This window comes from Streptomyces sp. NPDC007162, assembly GCF_040634175.1.
Taxonomy (GTDB): Bacteria; Actinomycetota; Actinomycetes; order Streptomycetales; family Streptomycetaceae; genus Streptomyces.
This window is the reverse complement of record NZ_JBEYFC010000147.1, coordinates 1-18,937: the sequence shown is the minus strand read 5'-3', so window position 1 is coordinate 18,937 and position 18,937 is coordinate 1. Positions and strand designations below refer to the sequence as shown.

Annotated in this window: 17 protein-coding genes and 2 pseudogenes; 15 read left to right on the top strand and 4 right to left on the bottom strand. The window is 70.1% G+C overall.

Features of this window, described 5'->3' with window-relative positions; genetic code table 11:
- The 9 genes from ABZ646_RS19395 to ABZ646_RS19355 all read left to right on the top strand — a co-directional run.
- Positions 1 to 673, top strand: a 673-nt coding sequence (locus tag ABZ646_RS19395) for a YebC/PmpR family DNA-binding transcriptional regulator (RefSeq protein WP_360520087.1), incomplete at its 5' end; no start/stop codon positions are given.
- 125 nt (positions 674 to 798) lie between these two features.
- Positions 799 to 1,338 carry a crossover junction endodeoxyribonuclease RuvC gene (gene ruvC / locus ABZ646_RS19390; protein WP_360520085.1) on the top strand — a complete coding sequence of 180 codons (540 nt, stop codon included), beginning with the start codon at positions 799 to 801 and terminating at the stop codon, positions 1,336 to 1,338.
- The gene (gene ruvA / locus ABZ646_RS19385; protein ID WP_360520083.1) at positions 1,335 to 1,940 is read left to right on the top strand and encodes a Holliday junction branch migration protein RuvA; all 606 of its coding nucleotides are present in this window, start codon (positions 1,335 to 1,337) and stop codon (positions 1,938 to 1,940) included. The genes ruvC and ruvA overlap by 4 nt, the downstream gene beginning before the upstream one ends.
- A 27-nt stretch (positions 1,941 to 1,967) precedes the next feature.
- Positions 1,968 to 3,041: a Holliday junction branch migration DNA helicase RuvB gene (ruvB, locus tag ABZ646_RS19380; RefSeq protein WP_360520081.1), complete on the top strand. Its 1,074-nt coding sequence runs from the start codon at positions 1,968 to 1,970 to the stop codon at positions 3,039 to 3,041.
- 251 nt (positions 3,042 to 3,292) lie between these two features.
- Entirely contained in the window at positions 3,293 to 3,820 is a 528-nt protein-coding gene (yajC, locus tag ABZ646_RS19375) for a preprotein translocase subunit YajC (RefSeq protein ID WP_360520079.1), read from the top strand.
- A 141-nt stretch (positions 3,821 to 3,961) separates the two neighbouring features.
- A complete protein-coding gene (gene secD / locus ABZ646_RS19370; RefSeq protein WP_360520077.1) occupies positions 3,962 to 5,761 on the top strand; it encodes a protein translocase subunit SecD in 1,800 nt (599 codons plus the stop codon).
- 3 nt (positions 5,762 to 5,764) lie between these two features.
- Positions 5,765 to 6,871, top strand: coding sequence for a protein translocase subunit SecF (secF, locus tag ABZ646_RS19365; protein WP_360520075.1), 1,107 nt, complete (start codon positions 5,765 to 5,767; stop codon positions 6,869 to 6,871).
- The gene (locus ABZ646_RS19360) at positions 6,868 to 7,407 is read left to right on the top strand and encodes an adenine phosphoribosyltransferase (protein WP_360520073.1); all 540 of its coding nucleotides are present in this window, start codon (positions 6,868 to 6,870) and stop codon (positions 7,405 to 7,407) included. The genes secF and ABZ646_RS19360 overlap by 4 nt, the downstream gene beginning before the upstream one ends.
- A gap of 232 nt (positions 7,408 to 7,639) precedes the next feature.
- Positions 7,640 to 10,183 (top strand): bifunctional (p)ppGpp synthetase/guanosine-3',5'-bis(diphosphate) 3'-pyrophosphohydrolase, encoded by a 2,544-nt coding sequence (locus ABZ646_RS19355; RefSeq protein ID WP_360520071.1) that lies wholly within the window; start codon positions 7,640 to 7,642, stop codon positions 10,181 to 10,183.
- Between the two features lie 77 nt (positions 10,184 to 10,260).
- Here the strand turns inward: ABZ646_RS19355 and ABZ646_RS19350 are convergent, their stop codons facing one another.
- Complete coding sequence (locus ABZ646_RS19350) at positions 10,261 to 11,490, bottom strand: DUF349 domain-containing protein (protein WP_360520069.1); 1,230 nt, start codon at positions 11,488 to 11,490, stop codon at positions 10,261 to 10,263.
- Between the two features lie 135 nt (positions 11,491 to 11,625).
- Complete coding sequence (locus tag ABZ646_RS19345) at positions 11,626 to 12,450, bottom strand: peptidylprolyl isomerase (protein WP_360520067.1); 825 nt, start codon at positions 12,448 to 12,450, stop codon at positions 11,626 to 11,628.
- Positions 12,451 to 12,628: 178 nt separating this feature from the next.
- On the opposite strand from ABZ646_RS19345, the gene ABZ646_RS19340 reads away from it, so the two are divergent.
- Both ABZ646_RS19340 and hisS read left to right on the top strand, forming a co-directional pair.
- The gene (locus ABZ646_RS19340; RefSeq protein ID WP_360520065.1) at positions 12,629 to 13,339 is read left to right on the top strand and encodes an MBL fold metallo-hydrolase; all 711 of its coding nucleotides are present in this window, start codon (positions 12,629 to 12,631) and stop codon (positions 13,337 to 13,339) included.
- 13 nt (positions 13,340 to 13,352) lie between these two features.
- Entirely contained in the window at positions 13,353 to 14,615 is a 1,263-nt protein-coding gene (hisS, locus tag ABZ646_RS19335) for a histidine--tRNA ligase (RefSeq protein WP_360520063.1), read from the top strand.
- Positions 14,616 to 14,682: 67 nt separating this feature from the next.
- Here the strand turns inward: hisS and ABZ646_RS19330 are convergent.
- Together ABZ646_RS19330 and ABZ646_RS19325 are read right to left on the bottom strand one after the other, a co-directional pair.
- Positions 14,683 to 14,781: pseudogene (locus ABZ646_RS19330) on the bottom strand (DNA-binding response regulator); the annotation flags it as partial.
- Positions 14,782 to 14,938: 157 nt separating this feature from the next.
- Positions 14,939 to 15,365, bottom strand: a pseudogene (locus ABZ646_RS19325) (ATP-binding cassette domain-containing protein); the annotation flags it as partial.
- Positions 15,366 to 15,500: 135 nt separating this feature from the next.
- On the opposite strand from ABZ646_RS19325, the gene ABZ646_RS19320 reads away from it, so the two are divergent.
- The 4 genes from ABZ646_RS19320 to ABZ646_RS19305 all read left to right on the top strand — a co-directional run.
- Positions 15,501 to 16,157, top strand: coding sequence for a vitamin K epoxide reductase family protein (locus tag ABZ646_RS19320; protein WP_360520061.1), 657 nt, complete (start codon positions 15,501 to 15,503; stop codon positions 16,155 to 16,157).
- A 42-nt stretch (positions 16,158 to 16,199) separates the two neighbouring features.
- Complete coding sequence (locus ABZ646_RS19315) at positions 16,200 to 17,555, top strand: replication-associated recombination protein A (protein ID WP_360520059.1); 1,356 nt, start codon at positions 16,200 to 16,202, stop codon at positions 17,553 to 17,555.
- A gap of 308 nt (positions 17,556 to 17,863) precedes the next feature.
- The gene (gene rpsD / locus ABZ646_RS19310; RefSeq protein WP_360520057.1) at positions 17,864 to 18,478 is read left to right on the top strand and encodes a 30S ribosomal protein S4; all 615 of its coding nucleotides are present in this window, start codon (positions 17,864 to 17,866) and stop codon (positions 18,476 to 18,478) included.
- Positions 18,479 to 18,680: 202 nt separating this feature from the next.
- Positions 18,681 to 18,937 (top strand): DUF948 domain-containing protein (locus tag ABZ646_RS19305; protein ID WP_360520055.1); only part of this gene is annotated, 257 nt, incomplete at its 3' end.

Genomic DNA, 18,937 nt, shown 5'->3' with positions numbered 1-18,937 from the left:
GCTGATCAAGAACATCGAGGTCGCGGCCCGCATGGGCGGCGTCGACATCGAGGGCAACCCGACCCTCTACGACGCCATCCAGAAGGCCAAGAAGCAGTCGGTCCCGAACAAGAACATCGACTCCGCGGTCAAGCGCGGCGGCGGCCTCGAGGCCGGCGGCGCCGACTACGAGACGATCATGTACGAGGGCTACGGTCCGAACGGCGTCGCGGTGCTCATCGAGTGCCTCACCGACAACCGCAACCGCGCCGCCTCCGACGTCCGGGTCGCCATGACCCGCAACGGCGGCTCCATGGCCGACCCGGGCTCGGTGTCGTACCTCTTCAACCGCAAGGGCGTCGTGATCGTCCCCAAGGGCGAGCTGTCCGAGGACGACGTCCTGGGTGCCGTCCTGGACGCGGGCGCCGAGGAAGTCAACGACCTGGGCGAGTCCTTCGAGGTGCTCAGCGAGGCCACCGACCTGGTCGCCGTCCGCACCGCCCTCCAGGACGCCGGGATCGACTACGACTCCGCCGAGGCCAACTTCGTCCCGACCATGCAGGTCGAACTGGACGAGGAGGGCGCCAAGAAGATCTTCAAGCTGATCGACGCCCTCGAGGACAGCGACGACGTGCAGAACGTCTTCGCGAACTTCGACGTCAGCGACGAGGTCATGGAGAAGGTCGACGCGTAGCGCTGCCGCGGGCTGAGCCGGCCGAGCGGGCCGACGGGACACACCCGTCGGCCCGTCGTCATGTCGGCCGTTGTCGGTGGCACCCGCTAGCCTGCACGAACAGGTGGCCGAAGGGAGGGGGCGCGGTGCGCGTACTCGGGGTGGACCCCGGTCTCACGCGATGCGGTGTCGGTGTCGTCGAGGGCGTCGCCGGTCGGCCGCTCACCATGGTCGGCGTGGGGGTCGTACGGACGCCGGTGGACGCCGAACTCGGCCTGCGCCTGGTCGCCGTCGAGCAGGGCATCGAACAGTGGCTGGACGAGCACCGGCCTGAATTCGTCGCCGTGGAGCGGGTGTTCAGCCAGCACAACGTACGGACCGTGATGGGCACCGCCCAGGCCAGCGCCGTCGCCATGCTGTGCGCCGCCCGCCGGGGCATCCCCGTCGCCCTGCACACCCCCAGCGAGGTCAAGGCCGCCGTCACCGGCTCGGGCCGCGCCGACAAGGCCCAGGTCGGCGCCATGGTCACCCGGCTGCTCCGGCTCAGCGCCCCGCCCAGGCCCGCCGACGCGGCCGACGCCCTCGCGCTCGCCATCTGCCACATCTGGCGCGCCCCCGCCCAGAACCGACTCCAGCAGGCCGTGGCCCTGCACGCAGCCAACGCAACGAAAGGCCGTACGGCATGATCGCCTTCGTCAGCGGCCCGGTCGCCGCCCTCGCCCCGGACTCCGCGGTCGTCGAGGTCGGAGGGATCGGCATCGCCGTCCAGTGCTCGCCCAACACCCTGTCCGGTCTGCGCATGGGCCAGCAGGCCAAACTCGCCACCTCGCTGGTGGTGAGGGAGGACTCGCTCACCCTGTACGGCTTCGCCGACGACGACGAACGCCAGGTCTTCGAACTGCTGCAGACCGCGAGCGGCGTCGGCCCCCGGCTCGCCCAGGCGATGCTCGCCGTGCACAGCCCCGACGCACTGCGCCGCGCGGTCGCCACGGGGGACGAGAAGGCCCTCATCGCCGTCCCCGGCATCGGCAAGAAGGGCGCCCAGAAGCTGCTCCTCGAACTGAAGGACCGGCTCGGCGAGCCGATCGGCGCCCCCGTGGTCGGCGCGCCCGTCACCCAGGGCTGGCGCGACCAGCTGCACGCCGCCCTGATCGGCCTCGGCTACGCGACCCGGGAGGCCGACGAGGCCGTCACCGCGGTCACCCCGCAGGCCGAGGCGGCGGGCGGCACCCCGCAGGTGGGCCGGCTCCTGAAGGCCGCCCTGCAGACCCTCAACCGCGCCCGCTGACCCCACCACCGCTGAGGCACATCACTTATGAACTGGGACGACACGACCGACACCGGCGCCGACACGGAGCGGCTGGTGGGCGCCGTCGCCGACGGTGAGGACCAGGCCGTCGAGGCCGCCCTGCGCCCCAAGGACCTGGGCGAGTTCATCGGCCAGGAGAAGGTCCGCGAACAGCTCGACCTGGTGCTGCGCGCCGCACGCGCGCGGGGCGCCACCGCCGACCACGTCCTGCTCTCCGGAGCGCCCGGCCTGGGCAAGACCACCCTCTCGATGATCATCGCGGCGGAGATGGGCGCCCCGATCCGCATCACCTCAGGCCCCGCCATCCAGCACGCCGGCGACCTGGCCGCGATCCTCTCCTCCCTCCAGGAGGGCGAGGTCCTCTTCCTCGACGAGATCCACCGCATGTCGCGGCCCGCCGAGGAGATGCTCTACATGGCGATGGAGGACTTCCGGGTCGACGTCATCGTCGGCAAGGGCCCCGGTGCCACCGCGATCCCCCTTGAACTGCCCCCGTTCACCCTGGTCGGCGCCACCACCCGGGCGGGCCTGCTGCCACCGCCGCTGCGCGACCGCTTCGGCTTCACGGCGCACATGGAGTTCTACGAGCCGCACGAGCTGGAACGGGTCGTGCACCGCTCGGCGAATCTCCTGGACGTCGAGATCGAGCCGGCCGGCGCCGCCGAGATCGCCGGCCGCTCCCGCGGCACGCCCCGAATCGCCAACCGGCTGCTGCGCCGCGTCCGCGACTACGCGCAGGTCAAGGCGGACGGGCTGATCACCCGCGACATCGCGCACGCGGCCCTCGCCGTCTACGAGGTGGACGAACGCGGCCTCGACCGGCTCGACCGCGCGGTCCTGCAGGCCCTGCTCAAGCTGTTCGGCGGCGGCCCGGTCGGCCTCTCGACGCTCGCGGTCGCGGTGGGGGAGGAGCGCGAGACGGTCGAGGAGGTCGCCGAGCCCTTCCTGGTCCGCGAGGGCCTCCTCGCCCGCACCCCGCGCGGCCGCGTCGCGACCCCCGCGGCCTGGGCCCACCTGGGCCTGACCGCGCCACGCGGAGCGGCCGGCGGAGGCGGTCAGCAGGACCTGTTCGACAGCTGACCCGGCCCCGGCGGACCGGTCGGGCGCCGTGCAGGCTCCGCCGGTGGTCCGCCAGGCCTCGGCGGCAGACGTGATCGCTTCGTGACGGCGGGGCATTGGCGGGGGCAGGAACCCAGGTGCCATGCTGAGCGTTGTTCCATGCGCGCGGACTCGCTTAGACTCCGCCGATGCCGCCTTTGCGGGCGGCGCCGAGCACACCCCCATCATCCAGGCCGCTCACCGCCGCGGCTGTGCGAAGGAAATCCCGTCCCGTGAATAGCTTGCCTCTTCTCGTGTTCATCGTCCTCATCGCGGCCATGTTCCTGATGACGCGTTCCACCAGGAAGCGCCAGCAGCAGGCCAAAGACATGCGGAACGAGCTCCAGCCCGGAAACGGTGTCCGCACGATCGGGGGCATGTACGCGACGGTCAAGGAAGTCAGCGAGGACACCGTCCTCCTCGACGCCGGTCCGGGAGTCGAGCTTCTCTTCGCGAAGAACGCGATCGGCGCCGTTCTCACGGACGACGAGTACAACCGCATCGTGCACGGTATCGAGCACGACCTGAAGTCCGACTCCGACGTCGTCCCGGACGACGCCTCCTCCCTCACCGAGACCGACGACGAGCCTGCCGACGCTGCCGCCGCCTCCGACGACAAGGCCGTCGACCTCGGGAAGAAGGACGCGACCGAGGACGGTATCGAGGAGAGCGCCGAGGCCAAGGCCGACGAGGCCGGGACCACCGAGGCGAAGGCGGGCGAAGAGCCGAAGAAGACCGACGGCGACTCCGACGCGAAGTAGCCGCGTCCCGGGGAGCGGTGCGCGCACCACGCGCGCACCTCGCACCCCGGGCGCGTCTGTTTCCCGCACGGGATCCCGACACCATGTCATGGCCGACCGCGCCGACCAGGCGCACGGCGGCCCGAGAGGGAGTACGAGAAGGTGGCAGCACCTAAGAGGGGCCGGAGCGCGAGCGCCCAGAGCAAGCCAGGGCGCTCGCTGGCCCTCATCCTGATCGCCATCGTGGCGCTGACCGGAGGGATGTTCGCCTCCGGGAACACCACGCCGCGTCTCGGCATCGACCTGGCCGGTGGTACGAGCATCACGCTCCAGGCGCACAACGAGCCGGGCCAGCCGAACGCGATCAACAAGGCCAACATGAACACCGCGGTCCAGATCATGAACCGCCGTGTCAACGGCCTCGGTGTGTCCGAGGCGGAGGTGCAGACCCAGGGGACGAGCAACATCATCGTCAACATCCCCAAGGGCACCAACTCCGAGGAGGCCCGCCAGCAGGTCGGCACCACCGCCAAGCTGTACTTCCGCCCGGTTCTGGCCAGCGAGGCCAGCGCCGGTGCCGCGCCCAGCGCCTCTCCGAGCGCGTCGTCCAGCGGCGGCTCCAGCGCCTCCCCGAGCGCGTCCCCGTCGAGCAGCGCGTCCCAGAAGGCGACCGGGTCGTCCTCCGCGTCCCCGTCGTCCTCCGCCACCTCGCAGGGCCGAGCCGTCAGCGACGCCCTGAAGGCCGACTCGACGCCGTCCGCCTCGGCGAGCGCATCCTCCTCGGCCAAGGCGTCCGCGAGCCCCTCCGCCTCCTCCTCGGCTTCCTCCGCCGCCTCCGCCGCGGCCTCCAAGCTGGAGGCCCAGTACACCGCGCTGGACTGCTCCAAGCAGGCTGTGCGCGCCACCGCCGGCAAGGACGCCAAGCCGACCGACTCCACCGTGGCCTGCGGCAAGATCTCCGGCGTCTGGTACAAGTACGTGCTCGGCCCGGCCGCCGTCGACGGCACCGAGGTCACGAAGGCCCAGGCCGTCTACGACACGCAGACCGCCGCCGGCTGGCAGGTCCAGATGACCTTCAACTCCAGCGGAGCCAAGAAGTTCGCGAACGTCACCGCCGAGCTGGCCAAGAACCAGCAGCCGCAGAACGAGTTCGGCATCGTCCTGGACGGCGAGGTCGTCTCCAGCCCGTACGTCAGCCAGTCCATCACCGGCGGCCAGGCGGAGATCTCCGGCAGCTTCACCCAGACGGAGGCCCAGAGCCTCGCCAACATGCTGTCGTACGGCGCGCTCCCGCTCTCCTTCAAGGAGCAGAGCATCACCACCGTCACCGCCGCGCTCGGCGGTGAGCAGCTGCACGCCGGCCTGATCGCGGGCGCGATCGGCCTGGCCCTGGTCATCATCTACCTGCTGGCCTTCTACCGCGGTCTGTCGGTCGTGGCGATCCCCTCGCTGCTGGTGTCCGCGATCCTCACGTACGTGATCATGGCGTTGCTCGGCCCCGCGATCCACTTCGCGCTGAACCTGCCGGCCGTCTGCGGTGCGATCGTCGCGATCGGTATCACGGCGGACTCGTTCATCGTGTTCTTCGAACGCATCCGGGACGAGATCCGCGAGGGCCGCACGCTGCGTCCCGCCGTCGAGCGGGCCTGGCCGCGGGCCCGGCGCACCATCCTGGTCTCCGACTTCGTGTCGTTCCTGGCCGCCGCCGTGCTGTTCATCGTGACCGTCGGCAAGGTCCAGGGCTTCGCGTTCACGCTCGGTCTGACCACCGTGCTCGACGTGGTCGTCGTCTTCTTCTTCACCAAGCCGCTGATGACGCTCCTCGCCCGGCGCAAGTTCTTCGCGAACGGCCACAAGTGGTCCGGGCTCGACCCGAAGGGCCTGGGCGCCAAGGCCCCGCTGCGCCGCACCCGCCGTCCCGCCGGCCCCGCCGCCGGCCCTGTCGACCCGAAGGAAGCGTGAGCGATGTCGAAACTCGGCAACCTCGGCGCCCGACTCCACCGCGGCGAGATCAGCTACGACTTCGTCGGCAAGCGCAAGATCTGGTACGGCGTCTCCATCCTGATCACCATCACGGCCATCGTCGGCCTGGCGGTGCGCGGCCTGAACATGGGCATCGACTTCCAGGGCGGAGCCGTCTTCACCACCGCGAAGACCAGCGTCTCGGTGTCCCAGGCGGAGACCTACGCGAAGGAGGCCTCCGGCCACGACGCGGTCGTGCAGAAGCTCGGCACGGGTGGTCTGCGCATCCAGATCGCGGGCATGGACACCACCAAGTCGGACGCGGCCAAGGTCGCGCTCGCCAAGGACATGAACGTGGACCCGGAGTCCATCGCCGCCGACCTGGTCGGCCCCAGCTGGGGTGACGAGATCGCCAACAAGGCCTGGGAAGGCCTCGCGATCTTCATGATCCTCGTGGTGATCTACCTGGCGATCGCCTTCGAGTGGCGCATGGCCGTCGCGGCCCTGGTCGCGCTGATCCACGACATCACCATCACGACCGGCATCTACGCCCTGGTCGGCTTCGAGGTCACGCCCGGCACGGTCATCGGTCTGCTGACGATCCTCGGTTACTCGCTCTACGACACGGTCGTCGTCTTCGACAGCCTCAAGGAGCAGACCAAGGACATCACCAAGCAGACCCGCTTCACCTACAGCGACATCGCCAACCACTCGATCAACGGCACCCTGGTCCGTTCGATCAACACCACGGTCGTCGCGCTGCTCCCGGTCGCCGGCCTGCTGTTCATCGGCGGCGGCTTCCTCGGCGCGGGCACGCTCAACGACATCTCGCTGTCGCTGTTCGTCGGTCTCGCCGCCGGTGCCTACTCGTCGATCTTCATCGCCACGCCGCTCGTCGCCGACCTCAAGGAGATGGAGCCGCAGATGAAGGCGCTGAAGAAGCGCGTCCTCGCCAAGCGGGCGCAGGCGTCCGCCGAGGAGGAACTCGCCGAGACCCGCGGCGCCGGGGAGGACCCGGAGGACGCCGCACCGGCCGTCGTCGGCCCGCGTAACCAGCCGGCGTCCCGCACCCGCGGGAGCCGCGGCCGTCCCTCCGGGAAGCGCCGATGAGCGACCTCAAGGAACTGCTGCTCAGCCGCATCCGGGACGTCGAGGACTACCCGGAGGAGGGCGTGATGTTCAAGGACATCACGCCGCTGCTGGCCGACGCGGCCGCGTTCACCGCGCTCACCGACGCCCTCGCCGGGATCGCCGCGCGCACCGGTGCCACCAAGATCGTCGGCCTGGAGGCCCGGGGCTTCATCCTGGGCTCCCCGGTCGCCGTCCGCGCCGGCCTCGGCTTCATCCCGGTCCGCAAGGCGGGCAAGCTTCCCGGGGCCACCCTGCGCCAGGCCTACGAGCTGGAGTACGGCTCCGCGGAGATCGAGGTGCACGCCGAGGACATCGGCGCGGACGACCGGATCCTGATCGTCGACGACGTGCTCGCCACCGGCGGCACCGCCGAGGCCTCGATCCAGCTGATCCACCGCGCGGGCGCCGAGGTCGCGGGCGTCGCGGTCCTGATGGAACTGGGCTTCCTGAGCGGCCGGGCCCGCCTGGAAGCAGCGCTCAAGGGTGCTCCCCTGGAGGCCGTACTCACCGTCTGAACAGAGATCCGGGACCGAAGCAGCCCCGGGTGCGGCCTCAAGTGCGCACCCGGGGCTGTGTCTTCGGACCGGCGCGGTGCCACATCCGGAAGCCGGGAATCCGACAGGTGCCTTCCGTGTTGACGTCCGGGCGGCCGTTCGGACGGGCTCCGCACGTTCGGGGGCGGCCGGATCGCTACCATGGTTGTCCGGGGCCTGACTGGGGGACCCGGATCGCGCACGAGGAGTCCTCTTGCCAGACGAGGCCCAGCACCTGACCGCCGCCAAGCCCGAGCCCGCCTCGGCAGCCGCGGCCAAGCCCGCGCCGAGCACACCGCACGCGAAGAACGACGCCCGCGGACCGGTGGAGCACGCCCAGTCCGCGCCCGTCGACAAGTCGGCCGAGCAGTCGCGCCCCAAGCCGGCCCCGGTCGAGCGCCCCGAGACGTCGCCCACGGCCCGTCCCAACGTGGGCACACCCCCGCGCAGCGGCTCCTCCAACCGCGTCCGCGCCCGGCTGGCCAGGCTCGGCGTACAGCGAGCCAATCCGTACAATCCGGTCCTGGAACCGCTGCTGCGCATAGTCCGCAGCAACGACCCCAAGATCGAGAACGCCACGCTGCGCCAGATCGAGCGCGCCTACCAGGTCGCCGAGCGCTGGCACCGCGGCCAGAAGCGCAAGAGCGGCGACCCGTACATCACGCACCCGCTCGCGGTCACCACGATCCTCGCCGAGCTGGGCATGGACCCGGCGACCCTGATGGCGGGCCTGCTGCACGACACCGTCGAGGACACCGAGTACGGCCTGGAGGACCTGCGCCGCGACTTCGGCGACGTGGTCGCGCTGCTCGTCGACGGCGTCACCAAGCTCGACAAGGTCAAGTTCGGCGAGGCCGCGCAGGCGGAGACCGTGCGCAAGATGGTCGTCGCGATGGCCAAGGACCCCCGCGTCCTGGTCATCAAGCTCGCCGACCGGCTGCACAACATGCGCACGATGCGCTACCTCAAGCGCGAGAAGCAGGAGAAGAAGGCGCGCGAGACCCTGGAGATCTACGCGCCGCTCGCCCACCGCCTGGGCATGAACACCATCAAGTGGGAACTGGAGGACCTCGCGTTCGCGATCCTCTACCCCAAGATGTACGACGAGATCGTCCGGCTGGTCGCCGAGCGGGCGCCCAAGCGGGACGAATACCTGGCCATAGTGACCGACGAGGTCCAGTCCGACCTGCGCGCCGCCCGCATCAAGGCGACCGTCACCGGCCGACCGAAGCACTACTACAGCGTCTACCAGAAGATGATCGTCCGCGGCCGGGACTTCGCGGAGATCTACGACCTGGTGGGCATCCGCGTCCTGGTGGACACCGTCCGCGACTGCTACGCGGCCCTGGGTACCGTCCACGCCCGCTGGAACCCCGTTCCCGGGCGCTTCAAGGACTACATCGCGATGCCCAAGTTCAACATGTACCAGTCGCTGCACACGACGGTCATCGGCCCCAACGGCAAGCCGGTCGAACTCCAGATCCGCACCTTCGACATGCACCGCCGCGCCGAGTACGGCATCGCCGCGCACTGGAAGTACAAGCAGGAGGCCGTCGCCGGCGCCTCCAAGGTCCGCACCGACGTGCCGAAGTCGTCCGGCAAGGGCAAGGACGACCACCTCAACGACATGGCCTGGCTGCGGCAGTTGCTGGACTGGCAGAAGGAGACCGAGGACCCCAGCGAGTTCCTGGAGTCCCTGCGCTTCGACCTGTCCCGCAACGAGGTCTTCGTCTTCACCCCCAAGGGCGACGTCATAGCGCTCCCGGCCGGTGCCACCCCGGTGGACTTCGCGTACGCGGTGCACACCGAGGTCGGCCACCGCACCATAGGGGCGCGGGTCAACGGCAGGCTCGTACCGCTCGAATCGACCCTGGACAACGGCGATCTGGTGGAGGTCTTCACCTCCAAGGCGACCGGCGCCGGCCCCTCCCGCGACTGGCTCGGCTTCGTCAAGTCGCCCCGCGCCCGCAACAAGATCCGGGGCTGGTTCTCCAAGGAGCGCCGGGACGAGGCCATCGAGCAGGGCAAGGACGCCATCGTCCGCGCGATGCGCAAGCAGAACCTGCCGATCCAGCGCATCCTCACCGGTGACTCGCTGGTCACCCTCGCGCACGAGATGCGCTACCCGGACATCTCCTCGCTGTACGCGGCGATCGGCGAGGGCCACGTGGCCGCGCAGAACGTCGTGCAGAAGCTGGTGCAGGCGCTCGGCGGCGAGGAGGCGGCCACCGAGGAGATCGACGAGGCGGTACCGCCGAGCCGCGGCCGCCGCAGCAAGCGCCGCAGCAGCCAGGACCCGGGTGTGGTCGTGAAGGGCGTCGACGACGTCTGGGTCAAGCTGGCCCGCTGCTGCACCCCGGTTCCCGGCGACCCGATCATCGGGTTCGTCACGCGCGGCAGCGGCGTGTCGGTGCACCGCAGCGACTGCGTCAACGTGGAGTCGCTGTCACGTGAGCCCGAGCGCATCCTCGACGTCGAGTGGGCGCCCACCCAGTCCTCGGTCTTCCTGGTCGCCATCCAGGTCGAGGCGCTGGACCGCTCCCGGCTGCTCTCGGACGTCACCCGCGTCCTGTCCGACCAGCACGTCAACATCCTCTCCGCGGCCGTCCAGACCTCCCGCGACCGGGTGGCCACCTCCCGCTTCACCTTCGAGATGGGCGACCCCAAGCACCTGGGCCACGTCCTGAAGGCCGTACGGGGCGTCGAGGGCGTGTACGACGTCTACCGGGTCACGTCGGCGCGCAGCCGCTCCTCCTAGACCTAGAGGCGGCGGGACACGACGAGAGGGGCCTCGTACGCCGCGTACGGGGCCCCTCTCGGTGTCGTCGTGAATACCTAGCCGCCGAACTCCTGGAGGCCCTTGAGAGCCTGGTCCAGGAGCGCCTGGCGGCCCTCCAGCTCGCGCTGCAGCTTCTCCGCCTTCGACGAGTTGCCCTGGGCGCGCGCCTGCTCGATCTGCGCCTCCAGCTTGTCCACGGCGGCCTGCAACTGACCGGTCAGACCCGCGGCACGCGCGCGTGCCTCCGGGTTGGTCCGGCGCCACTCGGCCTCCTCGGCCTCCTGAATGGCCCGGTCGACCGTCTGCATCCGGCCCTCGACCTTCGGACGGGCGTCCCGCGGCACATGGCCGATGGCCTCCCAGCGCTCGTTGATCGAACGGAAGGCGGACCGCGCGGCCTTCAGGTCGGTGATCGGCAGCAGCTTCTCGGCCTCGGCGGCGAGTTCCTCCTTCAGCTTCAGGTTCTCGGTCTGCTCCGCGTCGCGCTCGGCGAAGGCGGAGCCACGGGCCGCGAAGAACACGTCCTGGGCACCGCGGAAGCGGTTCCACAGGTCGTCCTCGTGCTCGCGCTGGGCGCGGCCCACGGCCTTCCACTCGGCCATCAGCTCGCGGTAGCGCGCCGCCGTCGGACCCCAGTCCGTCGAACCGGACAGCGACTCCGCCTCGGCGACCAGCTTCTCCTTCGCCTTGCGGGCGTCCTCGCGCTGGGCGTCGAGCTGCGCGAAGTGCGCCTTGCGCCGCTTGGAGAACGCCGACCGGGCGTGCGAGAAGCGGTGCCACAGCTCGTCGTCCGACTTGCGGTCGAGACGCGGCAGCCCCTTCCAGGTGTCCACCAGGGCCCGCAGCCGCTCACCGGCGGCCCGCCACTGGTCGGACTGGGCCAGCTGCTCCGCCTCGACGACCAGGTCCTCCTTGGCCTGCCGGGCCTCGTCGGACTGCTTGGCACGCTGCGCGCGGCGCTCCTCGCGACGCGACTCGACGGTCTTCACCAGCTCGCCGAGCCGGGTGCGCAGCGCCTCCAGATCGCCGACCGCGTGGTGCGCCTCCACCTGCTCGCGCAGATGGTCGATGGCGACCTGGGCGTCCTTCGCGGACAGGTCGGTGGTCTTCACTCGCTTTTCGAGGAGGCCGATCTCGACAACCAGGCCCTCGTACTTGCGCTCGAAGTAGGCCAGCGCCTCCTCAGGGGAGCCGGCCTGCCAGGAACCGACGACCTGCTCGCCGTCGGCCGTACGCACGTACACGGTCCCCGTCTCGTCGACGCGGCCCCACGGGTCGCTGCTCACAGCGCCTCCTCCACATGATGCCTGCGCAGGGCCTCAGCGCCCCCGGGCATCGTCCACAGTTTCGTCACGGCCAACATAGGCGACCGGCGGGTGGCCTGTCCGCATCCCGCGCGACCGAAATTTCGCACTTGGTGGTCAGGATTTGGTGACCGTGGCCTTGTTGATCACGACCGTCGCGTTCGGTGCTCCGTCACCCTGACCGGTGCTCTCGCCCGCCGCGGCGATCTTCTTCAGAACCTTCATGCCGGCCGCGTCGATCGTGCCGAACGGGGTGTAGCTGGGGGGCAACTGGCTGTCCTGGTAGACCAGGAAGAACTGGCTGCCGCCGGTGTGCTTCTGACCGGTGTTGGCCATCGCGACCGTACCCGCCGGGTAGACACCGCCCTTCAGGCTTTTGTCCTTCAGGTTCTCGTCGGGGATCGTGTACCCCGGGCCGCCGCTTCCCGTCCCCGTCGGGTCGCCGCACTGCAGCACGTAGATGCCGTTGGTGGTGAGCCGGTGGCACTTCGTGTGGTCGAAGAAGCCCTTCGAGGCCAGGAAGTCGAACGAGTTCACCGTGTGCGGAGCCGCCGACGTCTTCAGTGCGATGCCGATGTCACCGCACGTCGTCGCCAGCTTCATGGTGTAGTCGGCCGACGTGTCGATCGCCATCGCCGGCTCCTTCTTCCAGCTCAGCTTCTTCACCGAGCCGGCCGCGGGCTTCGCGCACGGGTCCGGTGCCTTGCTGGGCGAGGCGGAGGCGCTGGGAGTCGTCTCCGAGCTGGCGTTCGCCTTGTCGTCGTTGTTCTTCAGCACACCGGTCGTGTACAGCGCCACACTGCCGATCACGATCACGCCGAGCACCGACGCGATCACGGAGTTGCGCATGCGCGCCTTGCGTCGCGCGCTGGTGCGCCGCTGCTGCTGCCGCAAGAACTTCTCCCGGGCGAGCTGACGCCGCCGCTGCTCCTGGCTGACCACCGGGTTCTCTCCTCATGCGTGTCGAATGCCGACCGGTACGCGTGCGTGCTGTGCGTCTTGTGAGCCGACCACTGCGTGTAGCCCCGTACCGTATATGGGTTCGCTGAGGAAACGGCAGCGCCGGTAGGCTCTGGACCACAGCTGGTAGCCGCCCGAATCGACACAACGAAGGACGATCGTGCTCATTGCCGGGTTCCCCGCCGGGGCCTGGGGGACGAACTGTTATCTCGTCGCCCCCGCCGCCGGTGAGGAGTGCGTGATCATCGACCCCGGCCACCAGGCCGCCGAAGGCGTCGAGGAAGCGCTCAGGAAGCATCGGCTCAAACCGGTCGCCGTCGTCCTCACCCATGGCCACATCGACCATGTGGCCTCGGTCGTCCCCGTGTGCGGAGCGCACGACGTACCGGCCTGGATCCACCCGGAGGACCGGTACATGATGAGCGACCCCGAGAAGGCGCTCGGCCGGTCCATCGGCATGCCGCTCATGGGCGAGCTCACGGTGGGGGAGCCGGACGACGTGTTCGAACTGGCCGACGGCGCGCGGCTGGAACTGGCCGGACTCGGATTCTCCGTCGCGCACGCGCCGGGCCATACCAGGGGGTCGGTGACCTTCCAGATGCCGGAGACGGCCGAGATCCCCTCGGTCTTCTTCTCGGGCGATCTGCTCTTCGCCGGCTCCATCGGACGCACGGACCTGCCGGGCGGCTCCATGGACGACATGCTGGCCTCGCTGGCCCGTGTCTGCCTGCCGCTCGGCGACTCCACCGTGGTGCTGTCCGGCCACGGCCCCCAGACGACCATCGGCCAGGAGCGCGCCACCAACCCGTATCTGCGGCAGGTGGCCGCCGACGGCCAGGGAGCACCCCGGGCTCCCCGACGAGGAATGTGACGAGAGACCTTCCGTGAGCACCTTTCAGGCCCCCAAGGGCACGTACGACCTGATCCCGCCGGACAGCGCCAAGTACCTGGCCGTCCGCGAGGCGATCGCCGCCCCGCTGCGCAACTCCGGCTACGGCTACATCGAGACACCCGGCTTCGAGAACGTCGAGCTGTTCGCGCGCGGGGTCGGCGAGTCCACCGACATCGTCACCAAGGAGATGTACGCCTTCGAGACGAAGGGCGGCGACAGGCTGGCCCTGCGCCCGGAGGGCACCGCCTCGGTCCTGCGCGCCGCCCTGGAGGCCAACCTCCACAAGACGGGCAACCTCCCCGTCAAGCTCTGGTACTCCGGTTCGTACTACCGCTACGAGCGCCCCCAGAAGGGCCGTTACCGCCACTTCTCCCAGGTCGGCGCCGAGGCGATCGGCGCCGAGGACCCCGCCCTCGACGCCGAGTTGATCATCCTGGCCGACCAGGCGTACCGCTCGCTGGGCCTGAGCGACTTCCGCATCCTGCTCAACAGCCTCGGCGACAAGGAGTGCCGGCCGGTGTACCGCGCGGCCCTGCAGGACTTCCTGCGCGGCCTGGACCTCGACGAGGACACCCTGCGCCGGGCGGAGATCAACCCCCTGCGGGTCCTCGACGACAAGCGCGAGTCGGTCCAGAAGCAGCTGGGCGACGCGCCCCTCCTGCGGGACTACCTGTGTGACGCGTGCAAGGCGTACCACGAGGAGGTCCGCGAGCTGATCACGGCGGCCGGCGTCGCGTTCGAGGACGACCCGAAGCTGGTCCGCGGCCTGGACTACTACACGCGGACGACCTTCGAGTTCGTCCACGACGGGCTGGGCTCGCAGTCGGCGGTGGGCGGCGGCGGCCGTTACGACGGCCTCTCCGAGATGATCGGCGGCCCCGCGTTGCCGTCGGTGGGCTGGGCCCTCGGTGTCGACCGCACGGTCCTAGCTCTGGAGGCCGAGGGCGTGGAGCTGGACATCCCGTCCGCGACCAGCGTCTTCGCGGTACCGCTCGGCGAGGAGGCCCGCCGGGTCCTCTTCGCGAAGGTCACGGAGCTGCGCCGGGTCGGTGTCGCGGCGGACTTCTCCTACGGCGGCAAGGGCCTCAAGGGCGCCATGAAGAACGCCAACCGCAGCGGGGCCCGCTACGCGATCGTCGCCGGCGAGCGCGACCTCGCGGAGGGCGTCGTCCAGCTGAAGGACATGGAGTCCGGGGAGCAGACGGCGGTGGGCGTGAACGAGATCGTGGCCGAGCTGGAGTCGAGGCTGGGCTAGCGGGACCGGGGGCCCGTGCCCCTGCCACCGGCCGGCCGACGCGCATGAGAACCAGCGCGGCCGGCCGGCCGTACCGCATGGCGCCGGTGACGGCCGCCGTGCGGTCGGACACGCCCAACTTGCATAAGGCGCGCAGCAGATGGGTTCTCACGGTGGACCCGCCGAGACAGGCTGCGCCCTGTCTCGGCGTTCGTGCACCCTTCGCCACCAGCCGCGCCGCCACCGAGGGTGCTCAAGGACCTGCCCCGGGGCGAACTGACGGACGCGGTACGGGCCCCCGCACGGGGCGAGACCGTACCGGCCGGCTGCCGATCACGACGGTCGCCGATCACACCGAGCGCCACGTCCAGGCGGCGTCGCTGACCGCCCGAGGGACCAGACCCGGCTGTCCGCCTTGGCCTCCAGACCGACCAGATCGACGACCTGGTCCGGGTCGCGGGGCCGCGGGTAGTAGCGGGCGAAGTGCCGCACGGTCTCGGCGACCGTCAACTCCGCGGGTGCCGATTCGTCCTGCCAGACGATTCCCACCCGGGACCGCCACGCGCGCGTGCGCGTCGCCGAGTCCGCGCCCAGGACCGAGACCTCGCCCGCGTCCCTGCTCCGGTTGCCCTGGACGATCTCCACCGTCGTGCTCTCGCCCGCTCCGTTGGGTCCGAGCAGGCCGAACACCTCGCCGCGCCGGATGCCCAGGCCGCTGCCGTCCACCGCGGTCACGTCGCCGTACCGCTTGCGCAGCCCCTGCCCGAGCATCGGCCAGGAACCGAGCCTGCCGGGACGACCGTGCGTACTTCCTTATGTCCATCGAACGGTGGACAGGACGCCTCGTGCGGCACAATGGCCCCTGCCCGAAGAAGTTCCAACTCTCAAACACACGGAATCGGCGTGATGAGCAAGACGACAGTCAAGGACGTCTCCACGGAACCCGAGCCCGAGAATGCCTCCGCAGCACCGCGCACGGAGGGCGGCAGTCTCGCCTTCGCCCTGCTGCTGATCATCACCGGCGCCGCCGGGCTGCTGGCCGCGTGGGTCATCACGATCGACAAGTTCAAGCTGCTGGAAGCCAAGGTCGAGGGCAAGACCTTCACCCCGGGGTGCAGTCTCAACCCCGTCGTCTCCTGCGGCAACGTCATGGAGTCCAAGCAGGCCGCCGCCTTCGGCTTCCCGAACCCCATGCTCGGCCTGGTCTGCTACGGCATCGTCATCTGTGTCGGCATGAGCCTGCTGTCCCGCGCCCGCTTCCCCCGCTGGTACTGGCTGACCTTCAACTTCGGCACCCTCTTCGGCGTCGGTTTCGTCACCTGGCTGCAGTTCCAGTCCCTGTACCGGATCAACGCGCTGTGCCTGTGGTGCTGCCTGGCCTGGGTCGCCACGATCACCATGTTCTGGTACGTGACGTCCTTCAACTTCCGCAAGGGCTTCCTGCCGGCCCCGAACTGGCTGAAGTCCTTCTTCAGCGAGTTCACCTGGGTCCTGCCGGTCCTGCACCTCGGGATCATCGGCATGCTGATCCTGACCCGCTGGTGGGACTTCTGGACCAGCTGACGGCCCGGCGGGATTGTCAGTGCCGTGATTTAGGGTTTCAGCGTGGAACCCGACCTGTTCACCGCCGCCGCAGAAGAACGCCAGGAGAAGGACCCCGCCGGCAGTCCCCTGGCGGTGCGGATGCGCCCGCGCACCCTCGACGAGGTGGTGGGCCAGCAGCACCTCCTGAAGCCGGGGTCCCCACTGCGCAGACTGGTCGGTGAGGGGTCCGGTGGCCCGGCGGGACCGTCCTCCGTGCTCCTCTGGGGCCCGCCCGGCACCGGCAAGACGACCCTCGCGTACGTCGTCTCCAAGGCCACCGACAAGCGGTTCGTGGAGCTCTCGGCGATCACCGCCGGCGTCAAGGAGGTCCGCGCGGTCATCGACGGCGCCCGCCGCGCCACCGGTGGATACGGCAAGGAGACCGTCCTCTTCCTGGACGAGATCCACCGCTTCAGCAAGGCCCAGCAGGACTCCCTGCTCCCCGCGGTCGAGAACCGCTGGGTCACCCTGATCGCGGCCACCACCGAGAACCCGTACTTCTCGGTGATCTCCCCGCTCCTGTCCCGCTCCCTGCTCCTCACCCTCGAACCGCTCACCGACGACGACGTCCGCGGCCTGCTGCGCCGGGCGCTCACCGACGAGCGCGGTCTCAAGGGGGCCGTCACCCTCCCCCCGGACACCGAGGAACACCTGCTGCGGATCGCCGGCGGCGACGCCCGCCGCGCCCTGACCGCCCTGGAGGCCGCCGCCGGGGCCGCCCTCGACCAGGACGAGACGGAGATCGCGCTCCGGACCCTGGAGGAGGTCGTGGACCGGGCCGCGGTCAAGTACGACCGCGACGGCGACCAGCACTACGACGTCGCCAGTGCCCTCATCAAGTCCATCAGGGGCTCCGACGTCGACGCCGCCCTGCACTACCTCGCCCGGATGATCGAGGCCGGCGAGGACCCCCGGTTCATCGCCCGCCGCCTGATGATCTCGGCCAGCGAGGACATCGGCCTCGCCGACCCGAACGCCCTGCCCATAGCCGTGGCCGCCGCCCAGGCCGTCGCCATGATCGGTTTCCCCGAGGCGGCCCTCACCCTCAGCCACGCCACCATCGCCCTCGCCCTGGCCCCCAAGTCCAATGCGGCGACCACCGCGATCGGGGCCGCCCTGGAGGACGTCCGCAAGGGACTGGCCGGGCAGGTGCCCCCGCACCTGCGCGACGGCCACTACAAGGGCGCCGCCAAGCTGGGGCACGCCCAGGGGTACGTGTACCCGCACGACCTGCCCGAGGGCATCGCCGAGCAGCAGTACGCCCCGGACACCGTGAAGGACCGCGAGTACTACACCCCGACCCGGCACGGCTCCGAGGCGCGCTACGCCGACGCCGTCGAGTGGACCAGGAAGCGCCTCGGTCGCAGGCGGTCCTGAGCAGCCTGTAGACTGCCCCGAAGTGCCGAGTCCCGCGCAGTCAGAGCGGGACAACCGGCCGGAACCCCCGCGAGGGGGCTCCAGGAGCGTCGCGCACCGTCGAACGGTGTCGCGGGCAGCCCACCACCACCCGTCACGCACAGACGACGTTACCGGTCGGTGGGCCACTCGCGTGCTGCACGTATGTGCCCAGACCAGGGGAGCGGCTGCCCACCAGACCCGGCAACGGGCTCCGGCGGGATTCCCCGGCTGCGGATTGCGACCTCCCTCAACCCTGACGAGCCGAATACCAAAGGAAGAAAGAGACAGTGGCGAACCAGTCCCGCCCCAAGGTCAAGAAGTCGCGTGCCCTCGGCATCGCGCTGACCCCGAAGGCCGTCAAGTACTTCGAGGCCCGTCCCTACCCGCCGGGTGAGCACGGCCGCGGCCGCAAGCAGAACTCGGACTACAAGGTCCGTCTGCTGGAGAAGCAGCGTCTGCGCGCGCAGTACGACATCTCCGAGCGCCAGCTGGTCCGCGCCTACGAGCGTGCTTCCAAGGTGCAGGGCAAGACCGGTGAGGCCCTGATCGTCGAGCTGGAGCGCCGCCTCGACGCGCTGGTCCTGCGTTCGGGCATCGCCCGCACGATCTACCAGGCCCGCCAGATGGTCGTCCACGGCCACATCCAGGTCAACGGCCAGAAGACCGACAAGCCGTCCTTCCGGGTCCGCCCGGACGACGTCGTGCAGGTCCGCGACCGTTCCAAGGACAAGACGCTCTTCCAGGTCGCCCGTGAGGGTGGCTTCGCCCCCGACGGCGAGATCCCCCGCTACCTGCAGGTGAACCTCAAGGCCCTGGCGTTCCGCCTGGACCGCGAGCCGAACCGCAAGGAAGTTCCGGTCATCTGCGACGAGCAGCTCGTCGTCGAGTACTACGCCCGCTGATCCCAGCCCCGGCGCAGCACCTCAGCGTCAGCCCGCCGTCTCCCCGCCCTTCCGGGCGGACGAGGCGGCGGGCTTTTGCATGCCGGTGCCGTCCCGCCGCCGGACCGGCGACCAGCGCGCGGTAATCCGGTACGGAGCCGCATGCCCGGCGCGATAGGCTCGGTCCAGTCTTCTCGATGTTCAGGCACGTTTCAGGGAGCGGGTGCGCGCAGTGTCCGGTGGAGAGGTGGCCGGGATCCTGGTGGCCGTCTTCTGGGCGATCCTGGTCTCCTTCCTCGCGGTGGCTCTCGTGAGGCTGGCCCAGACGCTCAAGGCGACCACCAAGCTCGTGGCGGACGTGACCGACCAGGCCGTCCCGCTGCTCGCCGACGCGTCTGCGGCCGTACGCTCCGCGCAGACCCAGATCGACCGGGTCGACGCGATCGCCTCCGACGTCCAGGAGGTCACGTCCAATGCCTC